This window comes from Ochrobactrum sp. CGA5 (assembly GCF_006345815.1).
GTDB lineage: Bacteria > Pseudomonadota > Alphaproteobacteria > Rhizobiales > Rhizobiaceae > Brucella.
The window spans coordinates 152,513-170,781 of sequence record NZ_VCIG01000004.1 but is presented as its reverse complement, the minus strand read 5'-3'; the positions used below and the strand labels follow the sequence as shown (position 1 = coordinate 170,781).

The window sequence follows — 18,269 nt, the reverse complement described above, 5'->3', positions numbered from 1 at the left end:
CCGGCACGTGAACTGTACCGGCGTTCGTCTGCGTAGCTCATTCGGCTTTTAGTTATCAAAACCGACTTTGTCGACCAGTTCACTTGCCTGCTTGCGATGGCTGACAATTTCAGACAACGGAACGCTGTCGATCTTCAGTTCACCGAATGACTCCACGATAGGGTCGAGCGGTGCACCCGGCTTGACCGGGTATTCGAAATTGGCCTTGGCATAGATTTGCTGAGCTTCATCCGACACCAGATATTCAAGCAGCTTGACTGCTGCGTCCTTGTTCGGCGCGTTCTTGGCGATAGCTGCACCACTTATGTTGACCTGAGTTCCGCCATCCTTGAAGGTCGGCAGCAAGACCTTGATGCCCTCGCCCCAAGTCTTTTGCTCGTCGCCACCCTTGCCCGAACGCATCAGGCCGACATAGTAAGAATTTGCGACCGCGATGTCACAAATGCCACCAACGATATCCTTGGCGCCGTCACGGTCTCCACCGGCAGCTTTGCGTGCGAGATTGTCCTTGAGGCCCTTGAGCCATTCTTCGGTCTTCTCGGCACCATAATGCGCAATATAGTCTGCGAAGAGAGCCGTATTGTAAGGGTGCTGACCCGCACGAATACAGATTTTACCCTTCCACTTCGGATCGGAAAGGTCTTCGTAATTGATCTTGTCAAGCTCAAGATCCTTGGCCGCATAGACCACGCGAGCGCGCATGGAAAGCGCGAACCAGTTATCCTTAGCATCGCGAAGCTGTTCCGGGACAGCCTCTTTCAGCACCTTGGAATCGACAGGCTGCGTGAGGCCCTTGTCAACGAGATCCACCAGGTTACCGGCATCCACCGTCATAAGAATGTCGGCGGGCGAATTCGCACCTTCCGAGGCGACGCGCTCTGCCAGACCATCCTTTAGAAACACCGTATTGACCGTAATTCCAGTGGACGATTTGAAAGCATCGAGCAAGGGCTGAATGAGACCTGGCTCGCGTGTCGTGTAAATGTTCACTTCATCTGCGTGGGCAGCCCCTGCGAAAAGCGTTGTTGCGGCGAGAGCGAGACCATAACGCGCAAACTTGGACATTTTACCTCCGGATGGACCTGTTTCATTTTGAATTATGAGCAATACAATCAAGTTATACGGGGAGGCTCAATGTTGGTCAATTGCCCATCCAACTTTGATAGGGTATATTTTCTGTCACTTGGGGAAAATCAGCGCCTTATCCCAATGCGGGCATAAAGTAATATTAGTTGCTTCTGCCGGAAGCCGTAGTTCCGTACGCACACGCAGTCGGAGATTTACACCTACCACCTGCACGACAAGTTCTTCGACTTCACCGAGGAAAGTCCGTGATTCAATATGGCCACGCAACGAAGCTTCGCGGACCTCGCCCTCAGCAAGGATCGTAAAATCGCGCGGACGCAGATAGACAAACGCTTCCGCATTTGGTTCAAGCGTTTCGACCGCGACGATCCCTCCAAAGGGAGTGGTTAGCTCACCGTGCTCGATCCGCCCCGGTACCACATTGAAATCACAGAAGAAATCTGCCGCGTAACGGTTCAATGGCCGGTCATGAAGTTCGCATGCGGGGCCACTCTGAACTATTTTTCCAGAGCGCATCAGTACCACTCGATCCCCGGTCGACAATGCTTCTTCAGCCTCGTGGGTTACGATAATCGCCGTTGTGCCGAGTTCTCTCAACAAGGCGACAGTTTCGTGGCGAACTCTGGCACGCAAACCTCTATCGAGGTTCGAAAACGGTTCGTCCATCAACAGCAGATGCGGTTTCGGAGCGAGGGCACGGATAAGAGCAACACGCTGTTGCTCGCCGCCCGACAGCATATGCGGGTATCGGTCCGCCATGTGCGACAGCGACACTAGTTTGAGAAGCTCTTTTGCCCTCTCGTTCGCTTCGTTGCGGGACATTGTGCGCAAACCGAAAAGAATATTTTCTTTGACCGTCAAATGCGGAAACAAGGCGTAATCCTGAAAAACCACACCAACATTCCGCTTCTCGGGCTCAATGAAAACCGATGGGCCCACAAGCATCTTGCCCCCCATCACAAGCGTTCCACAGTCGGGAGCATCAATGCCTGCAATAATGCGCAACAGAGAAGTCTTACCGCAGCCGGAATGTCCAACCAGACAAATGACCTCTCCGGCATGAACATCAAGGGAGACATCGTCGAGAGCACTTATGGCCCCAAACTGGCGGCGAATACCGGACAGAGTCAATGCCGGACCCGAATGACCGGGAACCTGTCTTTCATCGTGCGGGTTGCGTGCGTCCATAAGCAAGAGTGCGTATCCAGATTGCAGTTCAAGCGGATATAGATGCACATTCTTCAGAAAGCTACTAAAACAGGACAGAATACCTCAGGAATATCGTAACTAACCATTCTTAGAGCGGCTTGTCTGGTTGATCACAAACGAAAAGCGCGCCATGTTCTCCATTCTTCCACATACCCAAATCATCCAGTCGCGTTGCAGGAGAATATTGAAATGGGGCCGGTCACGGATAAGGTGGCGACAGCCGAAAGCTTGCCGCAAGAAACCAAAGTTGCCATCATCGGTGGCGGCATCATTGGTGTTTCAACGGCTCTCTTTTTGGCCGAGCGAGGCATTCCCGTCACTCTCCTTGAAAAAGGCAAGATCGCAGGAGAACAGTCCAGTCGCAACTGGGGCTGGTGCCGACGCACTGGGCGCGACAGCCGCGAAATGCCACTTATAGTCGAGAGCATGCGGCTATGGAATGATATGAATAAGCGAACAGGGCGCGAAACCGGCTTCCGCGTTACCGGAATCGCCTATGCCGCTGAAAAAGAAGAGCAAATGGCTCTTTATGCCGAGTGGATCAATATTGCCCGCGAACACGGCATAGAGACCGAGCTGCTCAATGCTGGACAAGCCTCAGCACTTGCACCGGGTATAAATCGGCCTCTCGCCGGCGGTATGATTACACCGCTCGACGGTCGGGCCGAACCGCAAAAGGCAGTTCCGGCTATCGCGGCAAAAGCACAAGAAAATGGTGCCGTCATCCTACAAAATTGTGCTGTGCGCGGTATCGAAACAACCAATGGTCGGGTCACTGCGATTCTGACCGAAAAGGGCCGCTTACGCTGTGAGGCCCTTGTTGTCGCCGGCGGGGCATGGTCACGGCTTATTATTTCTGAATTAAATGCTTACCTGCCGCAATTGAAAGTCCGGTCTTCAGTCTTTCGTACAGCGCCTCTTGACGCCGGTGTGGAACCCGCGATCGCATTTTCAGACTTTGCCTTACGCAAGCGGCTGGATGGCGGCTATACGGTGGCGAGCCTAGGCGGCTCTATCGCCGACATTGTACCAGACAGCTTCCGGTTCTTCCGCGACTTCATACCATCGCTTTCGAGCGAGTGGCGGTCGTTGCGGTTCCGATTTGGCGAACGCTTTTTCGAAGAAGCATTCCAGTGGAAGCTTCGGCCTGCAGATCAGGTATCCGTTTTCGAGAAAATCCGTACACTCGATCCTGCTCCACACAAGGCGACCAATGCTCAGGTGCTTGCGAAGTTGAAGCAGGCAATCCCATCTTTCACATCTGCCACAATAGAACAGGAGTGGGCAGGCCTCATCGACACGATGCCGGATGTCATTCCCGTGATTTCACCGCTGCCGGGCGTCGAAGGATTGATCGTGGCAACAGGCTTTTCAGGCCATGGCTTCGGTATTGGTCCTGGCGCCGGCAAGCTTGTCGCGGATATGGTGACGGGTGAAACGCCGGTTGTTGATCCTGCGGCGTTTCACATATCGCGTTTTTCAGATGGCTCCAAAATCCACATCGAAAACTGGGGATAGGTTGTCGTTCCGGATTATTCGATCACACCGCAGGCCAAGCGTGCCCCACCACCGCCAAGCGGTTTGGGCTCATCGGAATAGTTGTCTCCGCCAACATGGACCATCAAAGCCCTGCCCTTGATTTCATCCAATGTCTTGAGGCGCGGAGCCGTGACGGTTTCCGTTACATTGCCGTCAGCATCGGCCTTGAGAAAAGGCAAGTCACCAAGATGACCCTCGCCTTCCGGCCCCATATGATGCTTGGAATGCGAGGGGTCGAAATGCCCACCGGCAGCCAGGGCCGGAACAATTTTTCCGTCCTGTTCACCGGGTGCACAACTTCCGTTCTCGTGCAGATGGAAGCCATGCTCACCGGCAGACAGGCCTTGCAAATCAGCTTTGAATTGCAATCCGCCAGCAGTTTGCGAAATCATAACGGTGCCGACCTCTTTCCCCGCCCCAGCCGGCCGCGCTTCGTAGAGTCTCACGCTCACATCCGCTGCAACGGCTGGAACTGTCAGAAGCATCATTGCTGAAGCAATCAATAATGGCTGCATTGTTTCCTCCTGATCGCGATATTCTTGACGAGAGAACAACGTACACCGTCAGAAATTGTTCGAAACAAAATGTCGAAAGGCGGGCAGCATGATAAACGATGATCACGCAGCCCGCTCAAAAACTATACCGTTACGAACTGTGCCATCATGCCCACATCCTCGTGTTCCAACACATGGCAATGGAACATGAATGGATGGCTTTTCACTGCCTTCCGATCAAAATGAACGAGGAGCTCAGCCTTTCCGTCGATCAGTGCGGTATCCTTCCACCCTGATTGATGCGCCGGAGGAGCTTTGCCATTCAGAGAAAGAATGCGGAATGATGCTCCATGGATATGGAAAGGATGCGGCATCTCTTTCGTTGTAAGATCCCAAATCTCCCACGAGCCTAGTTTGGCCTCAACATCAATCCGATCCATATCGAAAGGTTTACCCGCGATCGCCATTTCGACGCCCGACGTCAGAGCTTCAAGAGCCAACCCCGCATCGGCGGAACTTCTGGCGCCATGCATATCGTGATCCATTGCGCCGGGCTGCATTGAACCCATGTCCATATCGCCCATGTTATGCCCGGCTTGGGGACCTGTAGATGGCTTGGCCATCATCAGTTGCATATTCTCCGCCGTCCGCTCGTCGAAGAAAAATGAGCGGCGTTTTACGGAAAGTCTTTCATCCGGTGCATCGGGACCGTCAAGACTGCGTGGAAGCGTCGTGATTGTTGCTTTCAAGGCAGTGTCGACGACAAAGCGCATTATATGCAGATCGTCGCCACCACTGTCATTGCCGTAGGTCAGCAGATCAGCCCCCTCACCCTTGGAGAAATCAACAAGAACCTCGTAACGTTCACCAGGGCTGATTGTCAGCCTTTCGACAGGCTCGGGCTTTCCAATATATCCACCGTCTGATGCAATGACGAATAAAGGCCTCTTGTCACTCAGACGAACGTGAAAATTTCGCGCATTTGCACCATTCAGGAGACGCAGACGCACGATGGATGCTGGCACATTTGCTTCGGGTGACACCACACCGTTCACGATAAGCTTGTTACCTCGGAAACCATGCATCAAATCCATGATATCGGGTTGATAAACCTTGTCGCCCTCGATCACCCGGCGATCCTGAAGGACCAGTGGAATATCGTCCACACCGTAATCTTGAGGTAGCCCGCGCTCACTATCCCTGCCATCGGTAACCACCATCAAACCGGCGATACCCATATGCGCCTGACGAGCGGTATTTCCATGTAAGTGCGGATGGAACCAGTTGAACGAAGCGGGCTGATTAACCGTGATTTTCGGATTCCACTCCGTGCCCGCTGCAATCAGATTATGAGGCCCACCGTCGAGAACGGATGGAACAAATAGTCCATGCCAATGGAGGGTGGTTTCTTCATCCATGCCATTTTCCACGGAAAGGGTGACCGTTTCCCCGTTCTTCAAGCGCACGAGCGGGCCAAGATAGGCTCCATTGACACCCGCAGATGCCGCTTCGCTCCCTTCTTCAAAACTATGCCGCCCCGTCTGTACTTTCAGTTTAACGACACCTGCCGCATCGGGTTCGATCAGAGGCGGCAAGGGCAAAGGGCGACTGGTGCGAGCAGTTGATGGGGTGGCGGCTCCGTGCCCCATATGTTGATGAGCACCTTGTGCCCGGATGTCAAAAGGGCGAATGGCAGCAATAAAGGCTGCCCCTGCCCCAAGGGCCAGCAGGCGGCGGCGTGTAATTCCAGACATGGTAAGTCTCCAGACATAGTCGTAATGGCCGTCAAACCTTTGACGGCGATTTCCAGATCAGGCCGGAATCGCTATGGGAGGTCGCAAATCCCTATTCGGAAACTTGCCGCTCAACACCGCAACAAGCGGCGGCAAGCCGAAATCCTGTGAGGAACCAGACGCGCGCAAGTTCGTTGCCAGTTGAACTACAAAGCCACATGTCATCATGATACAAGTATTGGGTGCTTTGGCACCGTGATCCATCGGTGCAGCCTTGCCCTTTTCTACCGATATAGACGATCCTTCCATGTGATGCGGCATATTCACATGACTTTCGGCAACAACCTGCACAGACTGCGTGTCATGCGCCATCGTGTAACAAAGCTGCGCGGAAACCAGAAACAAGAACGAGAGCAAAGTCACGAGTACACGAGAAGGCAAACGCAAGACCGCACGGCTTCGCTTTATACTCCTAACCCTGAAATCGTACTTTGCCCGATGCATCTTTGTTTCCAAACAGACGACAAGGGAAATCTAGTCGGACGTCACGGCAATTGAAAGACCAGGCTGATCAATGACACGAATTTTATTCGCTTTCGCTTTTCTTTCCAAAACAGCTCATCCGAAATCATAAAATTGCTTAAAAGCCTTTTTCTGCTTGCGATTCCATACTCTGCGGTTCTAAAGAAGCCGCATCTTGGGCTTCCCCCCTAATTTAGACGGCCCACAAATATTGGATCTGAAATAATGACTGTCGCTATAGCGGTTTCCCCGCAGAAAAATTCCGCGCGCCGCGTTCTGGCCGCGAGCATGATCGGCACAACGATCGAATTCTTCGATTTCTATATTTATGCAACTGCTGCGGTGATCGTATTCCCGCATCTGTTCTTCCCTGCGAGCGACGGCAATTCCGCTCTTCTCCAGTCTCTTGCAACCTTTGCGATTGCCTTCTTCGCCCGCCCGATCGGCGGTGCGCTGTTTGGCCACTTTGGAGACAAGGTCGGACGGAAAGCGACGCTGGTTGCTGCGCTTATGACCATGGGGATCTCCACAGTCGCCATTGGCTTCCTGCCAACCTACGACTCGATCGGTGTCTGGGCAGCTCTTCTGCTGGCTATCTGCCGCCTGGGTCAGGGACTCGGCCTCGGTGGAGAATGGGGAGGTGCAGTGCTGCTTGCAACCGAGAATGCACCGGAAGGCAAGCGCACCTGGTACGGCATGTTCCCGCAGCTCGGCGCTCCGGTTGGTTTCATTCTGGCAACGGGCATCTTCCTCGTACTGGCTGAGGCCCTCACTGAAGAACAGTTCTTCGAGTTCGGCTGGCGCATCCCATTTATAGCCAGTGCTCTTCTGGTCGGTGTTGGGTTATTCATCCGACTGAAAATCGCTGAGACGCCAGAGTTCCAGAAAGCAATCGACAAGGCTGAACGCGTCGAAGTGCCGGTCGCAACCCTGTTCACACAGCATAAGATGAGCCTTTTCCTCGGCACCATCGGTGCGGTTGCCACGTTCGTCCTGTTCTATCTGATGACCGTCTTTTCGCTCGGTTGGGGCACGCGCGCGCTTGGTTACAGCCGGGAAGAATTTCTTATCTTGCAGATGATCGGCGTGATCTTCTTCGGACTCATGATCCCGGTGGCAGCTTTGCTTTCTGACCGCTTCGGCATGCGGCCGGTCATGATTATCGTCACCGTTCTGATCGGGCTCTATGGCTTCATCATGGCGCCGTTGTTCATGGCTGGCACGGCTGGCGTTCTCGCGTTCCTCATTATTGGCTTCGGCTTGATGGGCCTTACCTACGGTCCAATCGGCGCCGCTCTGGCCGAGCCGTTCCCAACTTCGGTCCGCTATACCGGCGCTTCACTAACCTTCAATCTGGCGGGTATCCTTGGTGCTTCGGTTGCGCCCTATATCGCGACATGGCTCGCAACGCATTATAGCTTCGAGTATGTCGGTTATTACATGTCTGCCGCAGCGGTCATCTCGCTGATCGGCTTTGCATTCATCTCGTTCAAGCGCGGCGAATAAGAACCCATACCAAACAAAAAGCCCGCATGAATCGATCCATGCGGGCTTTTCTGTTTAAGGAATTTGCCGCTCTTATTCGGTGTCTGCAGCTTCCAGCGCAATCGCTACCGACTGAATGATCGATGCAAAACGCACGGCGGTCTGGACGGTTTCTGACATCACGTTTGCCTTGCGCAGGACATCCTCATGCGCATCAATGCACATGCCACAGCCATTGATCGCAGACACAGCCAGCGACCAGAGCTCAAAGTCGACCTTGTCGACACCCGGATTACCAATCACATTCATACGCAGCTTTGCTGGCATGGTGCGATAGTCCTTATTGGTCGCAAGATGCACAAAACGATAATAGACGTTGTTCATGCCCATGATCGACGCAGCAGACTTTGCCGCCTGAATAACGGAAGCATCAACCTTGGCGGCCGCTTCGGCGACAAGTGCCTTACGTACATCGGCATTGCGGGAGGCAATACCACAGGCGACGAACAAGCCATACTTCTGTTGCGGCGTCAGAGTTTCATCACTTGCCATGGACGAAAGATTGAGACGAACGTCCTTGGCAAAATCCGGGATCTTGGACTTCAGATCATCAATGGACATGGAACCCTCTTTATGTGTCATTTGGATATCAGATAGAAGAAAGGCGGGCCTTGACCCGCCTTTCTGCAAACCAATCAGGGCTTATCAGGCAGCCTTGAGCGTCTCGCCACCGACTTCACGGTTGCATGGGCAGAGCTCATCGGTCTGCAGCGCATCGAGAACGCGCAGCGTATCTTTTGGAGCGCGACCAACATTGAGGTTGGTTGCGTAAACATGCTGGATCGTGTTGTCCGGATCGACAACAAAGGTGTAGCGGTATGCGACGCCGTCCGGCGAACGAACACCGAGGCCATCGACCAGCGAACCGTTGGTGTCGGCAAACGACCAGATCGGCAGCTTGTCGAGGTCCTTGTGATCGCGACGCCATGCGAGCTTTACAAACTCATTGTCAGTCGAGCCGCCAAGAACGACTGCGTCACGGTCTTCGAAATCCGAAGCAAGGCGCGCAAACTCAGCGATTTCAGTCGGGCAAACAAAGGTGAAATCTTTCGGGTAGAAGAAGATAACCTTCCACTTGCCCGCGAAGCTTGCTTCGGTGATTTCTTCAAATGCCGAAACGCCGTTTTCTTCGTGATGGTTGAAACCGGGCTTTACGCCGGTGACCTTGAAGGAGGGAAGCTTGTCGCCGATACCGAGCATTTTATACCTGCCTGTAAATTCAACTGTGGTGCGGAATTTTCTGAATTTTCAGAATTTTCCATCTGCAAATCCTATATAGAGATTCTTGTTAAATCGGTCAAAGCGATTATAACGATCAAATCCATCGATTTTACCGATGATGAGGCGTCGACAAATTCAATGCTCAACATAAGCGTCCGTCAGCTCCATTACTTTATGGCCCTCGTCAAAGCAGGATCGTTTTCGCGTGCAGCGGAGGCCGCTGGGGTTACCCAGTCAACATTGAGCGCAGCGATTCAGGCACTCGAGACAGAGCTTGGCGTAATACTGATTGATCGCTCGGGCAGACGAATGCAACTTTTGCCTGCCGGTGAAGATTTTCTGGTCCGCGCTCGCGCGATCATAGCCCTCATAGAAGAACTGCCCGAACACGCACGGCAGGCTGAGCGCCCGCTGACGACCAGACTGCGAATGGGCGTCATCCCGTCGATAGCGCCTTTTCTGCTGCCTAAAGTCCTACCTGCAACTGCAAATGCCTTTCCCGAATTGCAATTGACCATTCGCGAAGGTCTTACGCGCTCATTGCTCGACAGCTTGCGTTCAGGTTCACTAGATGTAGCCCTCGTTGCCCACCCCTACGATCTCGGTGAATTTGAGTTAGCCGAACTTGGTCGCGACATCTTCTATCTGGCGGTACGACGCGATCATGCGCTGGCCAACCGCGACCAGGTCGATGCGGAAGACTTGCAGGACCAACCGTTTCTTTTGCTGGAAACCGGACACTGCCTTCGCGAACACGTTATGGCCGCAATTGGCTCGACTCCGGCGCAAGCGAGCGGCGACGTTCACGCCACATCCATTATGACCTTGGTACAGCTTGTCAATTTCGGGATGGGGGTTACACTATTGCCGGAAGTGGCGGTCAAAGCCGGAGTTGCAGGCGGAACGGAGCTAAGTATCGTTCCGTATGAGGGCAAAAGCAATTACCGTTCACTGGTTCTCGTCTGGCGATCCAATGCCGCCCGCCGCAACGAATTTCAGCTCTTCGCTGACCATCTCCGCAGCAAGTGCATAAAACCAGTTTAAAGTACTCCCCATGCACGGAACCGTCCCCGCCCGGTTATTTCCCTGAGACTGAGTTCCGAAATCAACTTCAGCGCGCCCTGCTGTGTAACCAACAGTTCCTTCTCCACCATCTGGCTGGAAAGAACGGGGTTACGCAGGGCCATCTCCATCAACTGCGGTAATCGTGAATTTGACCTGCGTCCTTTGAGCTTACGCTGCATCTGTTCACGCGCCAGAAGCAGCCGGTCATGCTCTTTCATGGTCACGTCGGCTGCATCTTCGATACTTTTGAGAAATGCCCTGAGACGGACCAGACGGTTGGGCGAACGCCGTTCATCCGGTCGCTTTGCGCGGAGACCGAGACTGATAGCAGGCAAATGACCCGTTGCAAGACCGCTCTGGCGCAGGAAGGCCGCAGTCAGCAACCGACCAATCCACGAGGATCGCTGCACAACTTCCAGAGAAAACCACGCATCGTGGATCAATGCAGCGCACATGAGCGGCGGCAGGTGCCTTGTCGCTGCAAGACAATCCCGCCATTCCTGCATACGCGCATCTTCATCCCAGTCATCGTCGTAAAGTAGCGCATCCCGTGCAGTCGCATCCGGTTTGGACTTGCGCTGATTTCCGCCATTCAGAAGTTCTTCTGTCCGTGCAAGCAAATTGTCAATATCATTGAGTAGCGGATCGACTTCGTCTTCGGGTGCCTCTGTCCGCGGAGCTTCAAGCGAGGTTGTGCCGACCGTTCGACCAAGCAATTGTTGAATGCCGGTCGGGCCAAGAGCCCAGTCAGCCGGTCGTCCAGCAATCTGTCGGCGCATGCGTAATACCGCATGTGCTATGGTCAGTGCGTGGCTTGGCATCCGACTGTCCATCAAGGCATCATGTAAGACCAAGTCTTCCATATGCACAAGTTCGCCTTCCAGCCACATCGAAGCGACAGCATCATGCATATGCATCCGCGCGACTATACCTTCGCGAATGGGCGAGCGCGAAAGCCGTTCGTCCAGCCGCACCAGAGCTGCCGTAGCCTTGCTCACGGGGACGAAAAACTCTTCAAACGGCAAATCATCGATCTTGTAGGCCATGCTCCGCATATCGCAGCCGATTGCGGAAAAAGGCAAACAAAATTACCACCTTATCCGAGAACTTCCGCAACTTTGACAGTGCGCCCCTCCCTTGCCGACCGGAGTGCCGCTTCAGCAAGAGCCAGAGCTTGTAATCCGTCTTCTGCCGAAGGATGCGGGGCTTTGCCGGTAGCCAGCGCATCAATGAACGATGCGATTTCAGCTGCATAAGCGGCGGTATAGCGCGTCATGAAAAAATCGTGCAGCGGCGGACGGTTATAACCATCGCTTGAAGCGATTTCTATCGAGACTGGGCGTTGGTTTTCTGCCGAAACAGCGCCGAGGGATCCATGGACCTCGATACGCTGATCGTAACCATAGGAAGCGCGCCGCGAATTGGAAATGATGCACTGGCGACCCGATGGAGTTGTCAGGATGACGCTCGCACTATCGTAATCGCCGAGTTCTCCGATCTTCGGATCGACAAGCACCGACCCCGAAGCTGATACGCTCTCAATCTCCTCGCCGAGGAGGAAACGAGCCATGTCAAAATCATGGATCGTCATGTCGCGGAAAATGCCGCCGGATACCCTGATATATTCTGCAGGTGGCGCACCGGGGTCGCGGCTTGTGATCGTTACCATCTCAACATTGCCAATGCGCCCATCTTCGATGGCTTTGTGCACTGCAGCAAAATGTGGATCAAAACGGCGGTTGAAGCCCAGCATCACTTTCGCGCCAGTTTCCCGAATGACGGCGAGACAAGCTCGAACGCGTGCAATATCGAGATCAATGGGCTTCTCGCAAAAAACAGCCTTGCCGGCCTTCGAAAACCGTTCGATAAGATCGGCGTGAGTATTGGTCGGCGTGCATATCAACACAGCATCTATATCGTCTGACCTTTCGATTTCGTCGATGGTCCGAACTTCCGCATCTGCAGAATCGGCAATTGCTTTCGCCGCAGCCTCATATGCGTCTGCGATTGCGACCAGTTTGGCACGCTTGTCTGCAGCGATTGCGCCTGCATGAACCTTACCAATACGGCCCGCGCCGAGCAGTGCTAAACGTGTCACCATTGCCTTATCCTCCCAGGAAACGGCCATCCTCAGTCATCGAAGATACAATGTAGAATATTTATTCCATTTTGCTAGAATGTGACATAAAGATTGTCAAGAGACCATATGAAAGGCCGACAATGGATTCCCCTTCCCCCTCATCAATCAGCGTTCCGACGAATATCAAGGAATTCGAAGCGAAGCTGCTAGAGGTTTCCGATCGCTTGCCGAAGAGACTCAAACAATGTGCTGATTTCGTTGCTGCCAATCAGGATCGCATTGCCGTGTCAACCGTGGCTGAGATGGCTGAAGGAGCAGGAGTACAGAGTTCCGCCTTCATGCGCTTCTGCCAGATCATGGGTTTCTCCGGCTTTTCGGAAATGCAGAAGCTTTTTCGAGATTCCTATGCGGGAGGCTGGCCTGACTATTCAACCAGATTACAGCACTTGCGCGAGACCGCAACGGGCAGCGCACCTGCCCTTCTTGCCGAGTTTGTCGAAGCAGGGCGCACATCCCTTGAAAGCTTGCTTAAAAGCATAGACCCAGAAGCACTGGAAAGGGCCGTCCATCTTCTGGCTGGGGCGCAAACGATCCACATCGTCGGTATTCGTCGTGCTTTTCCTGTCGCGAGCTATCTGGCCTACGCGCTAGAGAAAATGCAAGTGCCCGCCATGCTGCACAGTGCGGTCGGCAAACTGGAGAATCTGCATGCCATTCGCGAAGGCGACGTGCTTTTGGCGATCACGTTTTCTCCTTACTCCCCGGAAACAGTCGCCATGGCCGAAACAGTTGCCGCACGCGGTATCGACGTCGTTGGCATCACCGACACATTTGTCAGCCCTATGAGCAAATCGGCAAAACAGATACTGCTTGTTTCCGAGGTGGATTTCGGCGCTTTCCGTTCACTCTCCGCAACACTTTGTCTCGCCATAGCGCTCGCTGTCGCCGTAGGCACCGCGCGTAAACGCGACTGATCCTTCCTGCGTATATTCCATTTTTCAGTTGAAATGGAATAATAAATCCATTTTAATCGAAAATGGAATAACTGCTATGCGTGCAGGATTCATGCACAGCGTTGCAGAAAAAGGAAATAGCGAAGGAGGATTGTATTGAAGCGGCTCGACTTGATCACAATTGGCCGATCTTCGGTTGACCTGTATGGCGCGCAGGTTGGCGGTCTTCTGGAAGACATGGCCTCCTTCAACAAGTATGTGGGTGGTTCGCCCACCAATATCGCGACCGGAACCGCGCGGTTGGGCCTCAAATCGGCGCTGATCACACGTGTTGGCGACGAGCATATGGGGCGTTTCCTGCTGCGCGAACTCGAACGCGAAGGTGTAGATACGCGCGGCATAGTTACCGATCCGGCACGCCTGACCGCTCTCGTCATTCTCGGCATTCGCGACCAGCAGCACTTTCCGCTGATATTCTATCGCGAGAATTGTGCCGACATGGCTTTGTGCGAAGATGACATAGATCCAGCCTTCATAGCCGAGGCGGGCTGTGTTCTAGCTACCGGCACACATCTGTCCCACCCAAAGACGGAAGCAGCAGTTCTGAAAGCACTCCGCCTTGCCCGTGAAAATGGAAGCCGGACGGTGCTGGACATAGACTATCGCCCCAATCTATGGGGGCTTTCCGGCCACGGCGATGGTGAAAACCGTTTTATCGAATCCGCAGCCGTTACTACCAAGCTGCAATCAACGCTCCATCTGTTTGATCTGATTGTCGGAACAGAGGAAGAGTTCCATATCGCAGGCGGCTCGACAAATACGCTTCAAGCACTGAAAACAGTGCGGGCAGTGACGAGCGCCGCACTGGTTTGCAAGCGCGGCCCCATGGGGGCAGTGGTTTTCGAAGGCCCGATTCCTCGAAGTCTGGAAGAGGGACAGACTGGCGAAGGGTTTCCGATCGACGTCTTCAACGTACTGGGTGCAGGCGACGGTTTCATGTCCGGGCTTTTGCGAGGCTGGCTGAAGGACGAAGACTGGCCGACTAGCCTCAAATTCGCCAATGCCTGCGGGGCCTTTGCAGTCTCGCGGCACGGATGCACACCAGCTTATCCGAGTTGGGAAGAGCTTCAATATTTTTTCCGTACAGGCATTCGCAACAAGGCTTTACGCAAGGATTCCGCTTTGGAGCAGGTCCACTGGTCCACCAATCGCAACGGTCACTGGCCACATATGCGCATTTTCGCATTTGATCACCGCATCCAGTTAGAAGAAATGGCCGAAGAGGCGGGTGCCTCGTTGGATAAGATCGGCGAGTTCAAACAGCTCTGCCTGAATGCAGCCTTGCGAGTTGCAAACGGCGCTGAAGGTTACGGAATACTGTGTGATAGTCGACTGGGCCGTGATGCTCTCTACCGAGCCGCTGGCACGGGCTTGTGGATCGGGCGTCCTACTGAATGGCCCGGTTCGCGCCCCCTCAAACTGGAACCGGAACTCGGACCAGACTGTGGCGGGCTGGTCGAGTGGCCTGTCGAGAATGTCGTGAAGTTGCTATGCTTTTATCACCCGGATGATACAGCTGAGCTCAAGGCAGAACAGGAAGAAACTGTTTTACGTCTTTTCGCAGCCGCCCGGCGTAACCGACTGGAATTCCTGCTCGAAATTATCCCTTCCAAAGCAGGACCAATCGATGACAATACGACAGCGCGTGTTATCGAGCGGTTTTATGAGATCGGAGTCTATCCCGACTGGTGGAAGCTCGAGCCAATGAAAACCAAAGCAGCTTGGGCCAATGCCTGTGACGCTATCACACGTAATGACGCAAACACACGTGGCATTGTTGTTTTGGGCCTGGACGCACCTGCCGAAGAACTGGAAGCCAGTCTTGCAGTTGCTGCCGGGTTTGACCTCGTCAAAGGCTTCGCGGTGGGGCGCACAATCTTTGGTGACGCGGCACGCAAATGGTTGAACGGTTCGATTAGCGACGAAGAAGCAATCGCCGACATGGTTACGCGCTACCGTGGCCTTTGCAATATATGGGACAGTCTTCGTACATTTTGAATTCGTTTGCCGGGAGGAAGCTGGAGGAGCTATGAGAACCGTTAGATTGACCGCTGCGCAGGCATTAGTGCGCTACCTCGCCAATCAGATGACGCCGGATGGTGAAACTTTTATCGCAGGGGTTTGGGCTATTTTCGGCCATGGGAATGTGGCCGGGCTAGGCGAGGCTCTCCATGGCATTCGCGAAGAACTATCCACATGGCGGGGTCATAATGAACAGACTATGGCCCATGCAGCCATCGCTTATACCAAACAACTTGGTCGCAAACGCGCTTGCGCCGTCACCTCCTCCATCGGCCCTGGCGCAACAAATATGGTCACGGCTGCAGCCCTAGCCCATGTAAACCGTCTACCTGTCCTTCTCATTCCCGGCGATGTCTTCGCCAATCGAGGACCTGATCCCGTCTTGCAGCAAATCGAAGACTTCAACGACGGAACCATGACCGTGAATGACTGTTTTCGTCCGGTCAGCCGCTATTTCGACAGGATCACCCGGCCAGAACAGCTTCTCACCGCCCTGCCTCGCGCCTTCCGCACAATGACCGATCCCGCGGACTGCGGACCTGTAACGCTTGCATTCTGTCAGGATGTACAAGCCGAGGCCTACGACTGGCCGGAAGAGTTCTTTGAACGAAAAGTCTGGCACTGGCGTCGGCCACCACCCGATGAAAATGAATTAAATGCCGCGGCGGCAGAAATCAGGGCATCGCGTAAACCGGTCATCATTGCAGGTGGTGGAGTGCATTACTCATGTGCTCACGAAGCCTTGCGCAATTTTGCCGAAACGCACGGCATTCCGGTGATCGAAACACAGGCTGGTAAGTCAGCTCTGCCGTGGGATCATCAACTGAATTTCGGCCCGGTTGGGGTAACTGGAGCAGATAGCGCCAATGCTATCGCAGCTGAAGCCGATCTGGTGATCGGTGTTGGCACGCGCTTTCAGGACTTCACGACCGGTTCATGGGCGCTGTTCAAACACCCTGGGCGCAAACTTCTCTCACTGAACGTCCAGTCCTATGACAGCTCCAAGCACGGTTCGCTTCCATTGGTTGCCGATGCAAAAATTGGTCTTGAAGCGCTCTCGAAAGCGGTCGACGGCTATAGACGCCAACCCGTGGAAACCGCGTGGAAAGAGAAATGGTTCGCGGCGGCGGATCGGTTTACGGCAGCCCCAAGCGACGGTAATGCCTTGCCGACTGACATGCAGGTGATCGGCGCAGTGCAACGTCAGGCACAAGCGAACACCGTCGTCATGTGCGCGGCAGGCACGATGCCCGGAGAACTACACCAACTGTGGAAAGCCGGTCGTCCCATGTCCTATCACATGGAATATGGCTTCTCGTGCATGGGTTACGAAATCGCCGGCGGTCTTGGCATCAAAATGGCCGAACCGGATCGTGACGTCATCGTGATGGTGGGAGACGGGTCCTACATGATGGCCAATTCCGAACTCGCCACCGCCGTCATGATGGGGCAGAAGATTACGGTCATTATCACCGACAATCGCGGTTTTGGTTGCATCAACCGGCTGCAAATGGCGACCGGAGGGGCCGAGTTTAACAACCTGCTTGACCACTCAAGCCATGCGACCCCATCACACATCGACTTCGCTGCCCATGCTGGAGCTATGGGCGCAGATACGAAGAAAGTGGGCTCTATCCGCGAGCTGGAAGAAGCTTTGGCGGAAACCCGGAACAACACGCGAACCACTGTCATCATTATCGATACCGACCCTTATCCGACCCCTGACACTGGTGGATGGTGGTGGGATGTCGCTGTGCCGGAAGTTTCGGAGCGCGAACAAGTGCGCGCTGCGCGCAAAGATTATGAAGCTAAGCTTAAAGAAAGAAACTGACCGATGATCCTCTACGGCACCAATCCCATCGCCTGGTCGAATGACGATGATCGCAGCCTTGGCGCGCATATCACCCTGGATCAATGTCTTGATGAAGCTGCCGAAATTGGCTTCGACGGAATAGAAAAAGGTCACAAATTCCCGCAGGAACCAGCAGCACTAAAAGCCGTGCTTGAGCCTCGCAAACTCCGCTATGTATCGGGCTGGCATTCGATTAACCTGCTGGTGAATTCGGTGGAAGATGAAAAGAAGGCGATGCAGCCAGCGCTCGATTTTCTGAAGGCAATGGGCTCGAAGGTCATCATCGTTTGCGAAACCTCGAACGCCATTCACGGCGACAACGACAAACCGCTATCCGAGCGTCCGGTGCTGGAAGAAGCGCGCTGGGAAGAATTCGGCGCGGGCGTAGAAGCACTCGCTGAATATGCCGCCCAGCAAGGAATAGCTCTCGTCTATCATCATCACATGGGAACGGTGGTACAAAGCGAGGATGAGATAAACCTTCTGATGCAGTATACCGGACCACATACGAAGCTTCTTCTCGATACCGGGCACTGCCTGTTTGGTGGGGGTGACCCGGAGCGGGTTGCGAAAAACCATATGGGGCGCGTCGGGCATATCCACGCCAAGAACGTTCGCCCGAAGATAGCCAATGAAGTACGCGACCAGAACCTTTCGTTTCTGGAGGGGGTCCGTCGCGGCGTCTTCACGGTTCCGGGTGATACAGATGGCGGCGTTGACTTCGTGCCTGTGCTGAAAGTTGCCGCCGACAATGCCTATCAAGGCTGGTTGGTGATCGAAGCCGAGCAGGACCCGGATATTCGTAATCCATATGCGTATCAATCGCTCGGTGTGAAGTCGCTGAAATCTTTCGCACGCGAAGCAGGACTCGATAAAGGAGACTGAGAC

The 18,269-nt window shown here is 54.0% G+C and carries 16 protein-coding genes; 7 read left to right on the top strand and 9 right to left on the bottom strand.

Going from position 1 to position 18,269, the window contains the following annotated elements:
* Positions 1 to 48 precede the first annotated feature (48 nt).
* Together FJQ48_RS04645 and FJQ48_RS04640 are read right to left on the bottom strand one after the other, a co-directional pair.
* The gene (locus FJQ48_RS04645; protein WP_139974034.1) at positions 49 to 1,065 is read right to left on the bottom strand and encodes a Fe(3+) ABC transporter substrate-binding protein; all 1,017 of its coding nucleotides are present in this window, start codon (positions 1,063 to 1,065) and stop codon (positions 49 to 51) included.
* Between the two features lie 114 nt (positions 1,066 to 1,179).
* Entirely contained in the window at positions 1,180 to 2,274 is a 1,095-nt protein-coding gene (locus tag FJQ48_RS04640; protein ID WP_139974068.1) for an ABC transporter ATP-binding protein, read from the bottom strand.
* A 210-nt stretch (positions 2,275 to 2,484) separates the two neighbouring features.
* Between FJQ48_RS04640 and FJQ48_RS04635 the strand changes: the two genes are divergently transcribed.
* Positions 2,485 to 3,813, top strand: a complete 1,329-nt coding sequence (locus tag FJQ48_RS04635) for an FAD-binding oxidoreductase (protein WP_139974033.1) — start codon at positions 2,485 to 2,487, stop codon at positions 3,811 to 3,813.
* A 14-nt stretch (positions 3,814 to 3,827) separates the two neighbouring features.
* On the opposite strand, the gene sodC is transcribed toward FJQ48_RS04635, so the two are convergent.
* The 3 genes from sodC to FJQ48_RS04620 form a co-directional block, all read right to left on the bottom strand.
* Complete coding sequence (gene sodC, locus FJQ48_RS04630) at positions 3,828 to 4,349, bottom strand: superoxide dismutase family protein (protein WP_139974032.1); 522 nt, start codon at positions 4,347 to 4,349, stop codon at positions 3,828 to 3,830.
* Between the two features lie 122 nt (positions 4,350 to 4,471).
* Positions 4,472 to 6,082, bottom strand: a complete 1,611-nt coding sequence (gene cueO, locus FJQ48_RS04625; RefSeq protein ID WP_139974031.1) for a multicopper oxidase CueO — start codon at positions 6,080 to 6,082, stop codon at positions 4,472 to 4,474.
* Positions 6,083 to 6,139: 57 nt separating this feature from the next.
* Entirely contained in the window at positions 6,140 to 6,565 is a 426-nt protein-coding gene (locus FJQ48_RS04620; protein ID WP_139974030.1) for a hypothetical protein, read from the bottom strand.
* Between the two features lie 243 nt (positions 6,566 to 6,808).
* Here FJQ48_RS04620 and FJQ48_RS04615 point away from each other — a divergent pair, with 243 nt between their 5' ends.
* Complete coding sequence (locus FJQ48_RS04615) at positions 6,809 to 8,089, top strand: MFS transporter (protein ID WP_139974029.1); 1,281 nt, start codon at positions 6,809 to 6,811, stop codon at positions 8,087 to 8,089.
* Positions 8,090 to 8,161: 72 nt separating this feature from the next.
* Here FJQ48_RS04615 and FJQ48_RS04610 read toward each other — a convergent pair whose 3' ends face one another.
* Complete coding sequence (locus tag FJQ48_RS04610) at positions 8,162 to 8,689, bottom strand: carboxymuconolactone decarboxylase family protein (RefSeq protein ID WP_139974028.1); 528 nt, start codon at positions 8,687 to 8,689, stop codon at positions 8,162 to 8,164.
* An 84-nt stretch (positions 8,690 to 8,773) separates the two neighbouring features.
* Positions 8,774 to 9,328, bottom strand: a complete 555-nt coding sequence (locus tag FJQ48_RS04605; protein ID WP_006469087.1) for a peroxiredoxin — start codon at positions 9,326 to 9,328, stop codon at positions 8,774 to 8,776.
* Positions 9,329 to 9,487: 159 nt separating this feature from the next.
* Between FJQ48_RS04605 and FJQ48_RS04600 the strand changes: the two genes are divergently transcribed.
* Positions 9,488 to 10,393: a hydrogen peroxide-inducible genes activator gene (locus FJQ48_RS04600; protein WP_139974027.1), complete on the top strand. Its 906-nt coding sequence runs from the start codon at positions 9,488 to 9,490 to the stop codon at positions 10,391 to 10,393.
* Here FJQ48_RS04600 and FJQ48_RS04595 read toward each other — a convergent pair.
* Positions 10,390 to 11,460: an RHE_PE00001 family protein gene (locus FJQ48_RS04595; protein ID WP_139974026.1), complete on the bottom strand. Its 1,071-nt coding sequence runs from the start codon at positions 11,458 to 11,460 to the stop codon at positions 10,390 to 10,392. The two genes, FJQ48_RS04600 and FJQ48_RS04595, sit on opposite strands and share 4 nt — an antisense overlap.
* 50 nt (positions 11,461 to 11,510) lie before the next feature.
* A complete protein-coding gene (gene iolG, locus FJQ48_RS04590) occupies positions 11,511 to 12,515 on the bottom strand; it encodes an inositol 2-dehydrogenase (RefSeq protein ID WP_139974025.1) in 1,005 nt (334 codons plus the stop codon).
* Positions 12,516 to 12,634: 119 nt separating this feature from the next.
* On the opposite strand from iolG, the gene FJQ48_RS04585 reads away from it, so the two are divergent.
* The 4 genes from FJQ48_RS04585 (at position 12,635) to iolE (ending at position 18,266) form a co-directional block, all read left to right on the top strand.
* The gene (locus tag FJQ48_RS04585; protein WP_139974024.1) at positions 12,635 to 13,468 is read left to right on the top strand and encodes a MurR/RpiR family transcriptional regulator; all 834 of its coding nucleotides are present in this window, start codon (positions 12,635 to 12,637) and stop codon (positions 13,466 to 13,468) included.
* A 135-nt stretch (positions 13,469 to 13,603) separates the two neighbouring features.
* The gene (gene iolC, locus FJQ48_RS04580) at positions 13,604 to 15,505 is read left to right on the top strand and encodes a 5-dehydro-2-deoxygluconokinase (RefSeq protein ID WP_139974023.1); all 1,902 of its coding nucleotides are present in this window, start codon (positions 13,604 to 13,606) and stop codon (positions 15,503 to 15,505) included.
* A gap of 31 nt (positions 15,506 to 15,536) precedes the next feature.
* Positions 15,537 to 17,360: a 3D-(3,5/4)-trihydroxycyclohexane-1,2-dione acylhydrolase (decyclizing) gene (iolD, locus tag FJQ48_RS04575; protein ID WP_139974022.1), complete on the top strand. Its 1,824-nt coding sequence runs from the start codon at positions 15,537 to 15,539 to the stop codon at positions 17,358 to 17,360.
* Positions 17,361 to 17,363: 3 nt separating this feature from the next.
* Positions 17,364 to 18,266, top strand: coding sequence for a myo-inosose-2 dehydratase (gene iolE / locus FJQ48_RS04570; protein ID WP_139974021.1), 903 nt, complete (start codon positions 17,364 to 17,366; stop codon positions 18,264 to 18,266).
* The last annotated feature ends 3 nt before the right edge of the window (positions 18,267 to 18,269 follow it).